This window comes from Kitasatospora sp. NPDC056783, assembly GCF_042789895.1.
Taxonomy (GTDB): domain Bacteria; phylum Actinomycetota; class Actinomycetes; order Streptomycetales; family Streptomycetaceae; genus Kitasatospora.
In genome coordinates, this window is record NZ_JBHUAF010000591.1 from 1 (window position 1) to 3,265 (window position 3,265).

2 protein-coding genes and 1 pseudogene are annotated in these 3,265 nt (G+C 73.9%); all 3 read left to right on the forward strand.

All coding sequences use genetic code 11. From position 1 onward, the window contains the following. A pseudogene (locus tag ACFRMQ_RS39550) lies at positions 1-387 on the forward strand (M23 family peptidase); the annotation flags it as partial. Positions 388-467: 80 nt separating this feature from the next. Further along, a complete protein-coding gene (locus tag ACFRMQ_RS39555; RefSeq protein ID WP_380735740.1) occupies positions 468-1,853 on the forward strand; it encodes a hypothetical protein in 1,386 nt (461 codons plus the stop codon). A 29-nt stretch (positions 1,854-1,882) separates the two neighbouring features. Next, a partial coding sequence (locus ACFRMQ_RS39560; protein WP_380735739.1) for a glycosyl hydrolase family 32 occupies positions 1,883-3,265 on the forward strand: 1,383 nt, incomplete at its 3' end.

Genomic DNA, 3,265 nt, shown 5'->3' on the forward strand with positions numbered 1-3,265 from the left:
GCCTCCGGTCCCGCCGGCGTCTACCACAAGTACCAGACGAATCCCACCAGTTGGTCCGGCTGGGAGGCCACCGGCGGCCCCGCCGACTCCCGGCTCACCAGCCGGCAGACCGCGGACGGCCGGGTCGAGGTGTTCGCCATCAACGGCAGCACCGCGCAGCACATCTGGCAGACCGGCCTGAACGCCCCGTACGGCCAGTGGGACACCTTCGGCACCGGCGGCACCGAGATCGGCGCCGCCACCAACGCCGACGGCCGGATCGAGGTCTTCGGCTCGAACACCGACGGCGTCCACCACAAGTGGCAGACGGGCTTCTCCACCTGGTCCGACTGGGCCTGGCTGAACACCACCCACGGACCCGCCGTCAGTCGAGGAGTCACCCCGTGACCGGCCCGCAGCGCGCCCGCCGGGCGCCCCACCGCGTCCTGCTGTCCGCGATCGCCACCCTGGCCGTGACGACGGGTTTGATGGTCGCCGCCCCCTCCGCGCCGGCCGCCACCGGCAGCGACCTGTGCGCCGAGGTCGGCTACCGGGCGGGCTTCCGGGGTGACGCCCTGGTGACCGCGATCGCCGTCGGCCTCGCCGAGTCCAGCTGCAACCCGCTGGCCTCCAACACCCAGAACAACGAGCCACCGTCCACGGACCGCGGCCTGTGGGAGATCAACGACCACTGGCACAGCGAGGTCTCCGACGCGTGCGCCTACGACGCCCAGTGCAACGCCGACGCGGCCTACAGGATCTCCAACGGCGGCCGCGACTGGCACCAGTGGTCGACCTACAGCGCGGGCGCGCACCTGCGGCACATGGACGAGGCGCGGGCCGCCGTGGACCGGCTCGGCCACCACGAGCCCGGCCCGGCACCGTTGGAGTACCCGGCGGAGTCCGGCCGGGTGGTCTCGGCCCGGTCCGCGGACGGCCGGCTGGAGGTCTTCGCGGCCGGAGCGAACGGCGTCTCCCACGCCTGGCAGACCGCGATCAACGGCGGCTGGTCCGAGTGGGAGGACCTCGGTGGCCCGGCCGGCGCCGAGCTCGCCATCGGTCCGAACGCGGACGGACGGCTGGAGGTGTTCGCGATCAACGGCTCGACCTTCCAGCACCGTTACCAGCTTCAGCCCTCCGGGGCCTGGTCGGGCTGGGAGGACTTCGGCGGTGGTGGCCACGACATCGCCGTCGGCACCAACCAGGACGGCCGCCTGGAGGTCTTCGCCTCGGGCCCGGTCGGCGTCTTCCACCGCTACCAGACGGCTCCCGGCGGTGGCTGGTCCGGCTGGGAGGCCACGGGCGGCGGACCCGCCAACGGTGAGATCGAGCTCGGCAAGGCCCCCGACGGTCGTCTGGAGGTCTTCGCCGTCAACGGCAGCACCTTCCAGCACCAGTGGCAGACCGCCGTCAACGGTGCCTGGTCGGCCTGGGAGGACTTCGGTACGGGTGGCCACGACCTCACGGTCAGCCACAACCAGGACGGGCGGCTTGAGGTGTTCGCCTCCGGTCCCGCCGGCGTCTACCACAAGTACCAGACGAATCCCACCAGTTGGTCCGGCTGGGAGGCCACCGGCGGCCCCGCCGACTCCCGGCTGACCAGTGGGCGCTCGCCGGACGGCCGGGTGGAGGTGTTCGCCATCAACGGGACCACGGCGCAGCACATCTGGCAGACCGGCCTGAACGCCCCGTACGGCCAGTGGGACACCTTCGGCACCGGCGGTACCGAGATCGGCGCCGCGAACAACGCCGACGGCCGGATCGAGGTCTTCGGTTCCAACACCGACGGCGTCCACCACAAGTGGCAGACGGGCTTCTCCACCTGGTCCGACTGGGCCTGGCTGAACACCACCCACGGACCCGCCGTCGGCTGACCACGCCGGCAACCCCCTGGAGCACAGCGATGCACCCGATCAGCAGGCGCGGCCTGCTGCGGGCGGCCGGAGCGGGAGCACTCGTGCTCCCGCTCGCGGGCCGTACCGCCCTCGCCGCGTCCACCGGCCCCCACCTGTGGGTCGGCGCCGGCCCGTTCGACCACGTCCACGACCCCTCGACCGCACACCGCCGCTACCTCAACGACCACACCCTGGTCCAGGCCGACGGCCGCTGGCACCTGTTCAGCATCGTCGGCGACAGCGCGCCGCCCGGGCGGGTGCCCGACAGCGCCGCCGAGGTCTCGCTCGCGCACGCCTCGGCACCCTCCCCGACCGGGCCGTGGAGCAGCCACCCGGACGCGCTGACCGTCGACACCTCGTACTTCGGCGAGGAACACCTGTGGGCCCCGCACGTCGTCGAATCGGGCGGCGTGCACTGGATGTTCTACGCGGCGGGCGGGCGCGCCGGGGCCGCGATCAACGCCGCCACCTCCACCGATCTCTCCACCTGGACCAGGCTGCCGTCCGGACCGCTGTTCCGTGGGACCGCCGCCCGCGACCCGATGGTGCTGCGGATCGGCACCGAGTGGGTGATGTACTACACCGAGCTGTCCGCCCCCGGCGGCCGCCACCAGGTCTGCTACCGGCGCTCCACCGACCTGCTGACCTGGGGCGAGCCCGGCGTGGCCTTCGCCGACGCGGCCACCGCCGCCGACGGCGTCTCGGTCACCGAGTCGCCCTTCGTGGTGGCCGGGGACGGCTGGTACTACCTGTTCCTCGGGCCGCGCGACGGCTACGAGGGCACCGACGTCCTCGCCTCCCGGGACCCGTTCCGCTTCTCCCTCGACGGCTACGCCGGTCATGTGCCCGGCCACGCGGTGGAGGTGGTCACCGACGGGCAGCGGTGGTGGGCGAGCGCCGCCGGCTGGTTCCGGCGCGGCCTGTACCTGGCCCCGCTGGAGTGGCGCTCCACCCCGCCGCCCTGGCAGAGCCCGGACAACCCGGTCGCCGCCCTGGACGCCCAGGGCCGGCTCAATGTCTTCGCCCTCGACGCGGCCGACCGGTCGATGCTGTGCCGCGTCCAGACCGACCCGGACACCGACACCTGGTCGGACTGGGAGGTCTTCGGGACGCCGGCCGGCGCGGTGCCCGTCCTGGGCCGCGACACCGACGGCCGGCTGGAGGTGTTCTCGCTCGCCCCCGACGGCGCCAACCTGCACCACCGCGTCCAGCGGACGGACGGCGGCTGGTCGGACTGGGAGGTCTTCGGCGGCCCGGCCGGCGCCGCCCCCGCCGTCGCCCGCGACGCCGACGGCCGGCTGGAGGCCTTCGCGCTCGCCCCGGGCGGGGCCCTGATCGCCCGCCGCCGCCAGTCCTCGCCGGGCTCGACCGCCTGGGACGACTGGGACCCG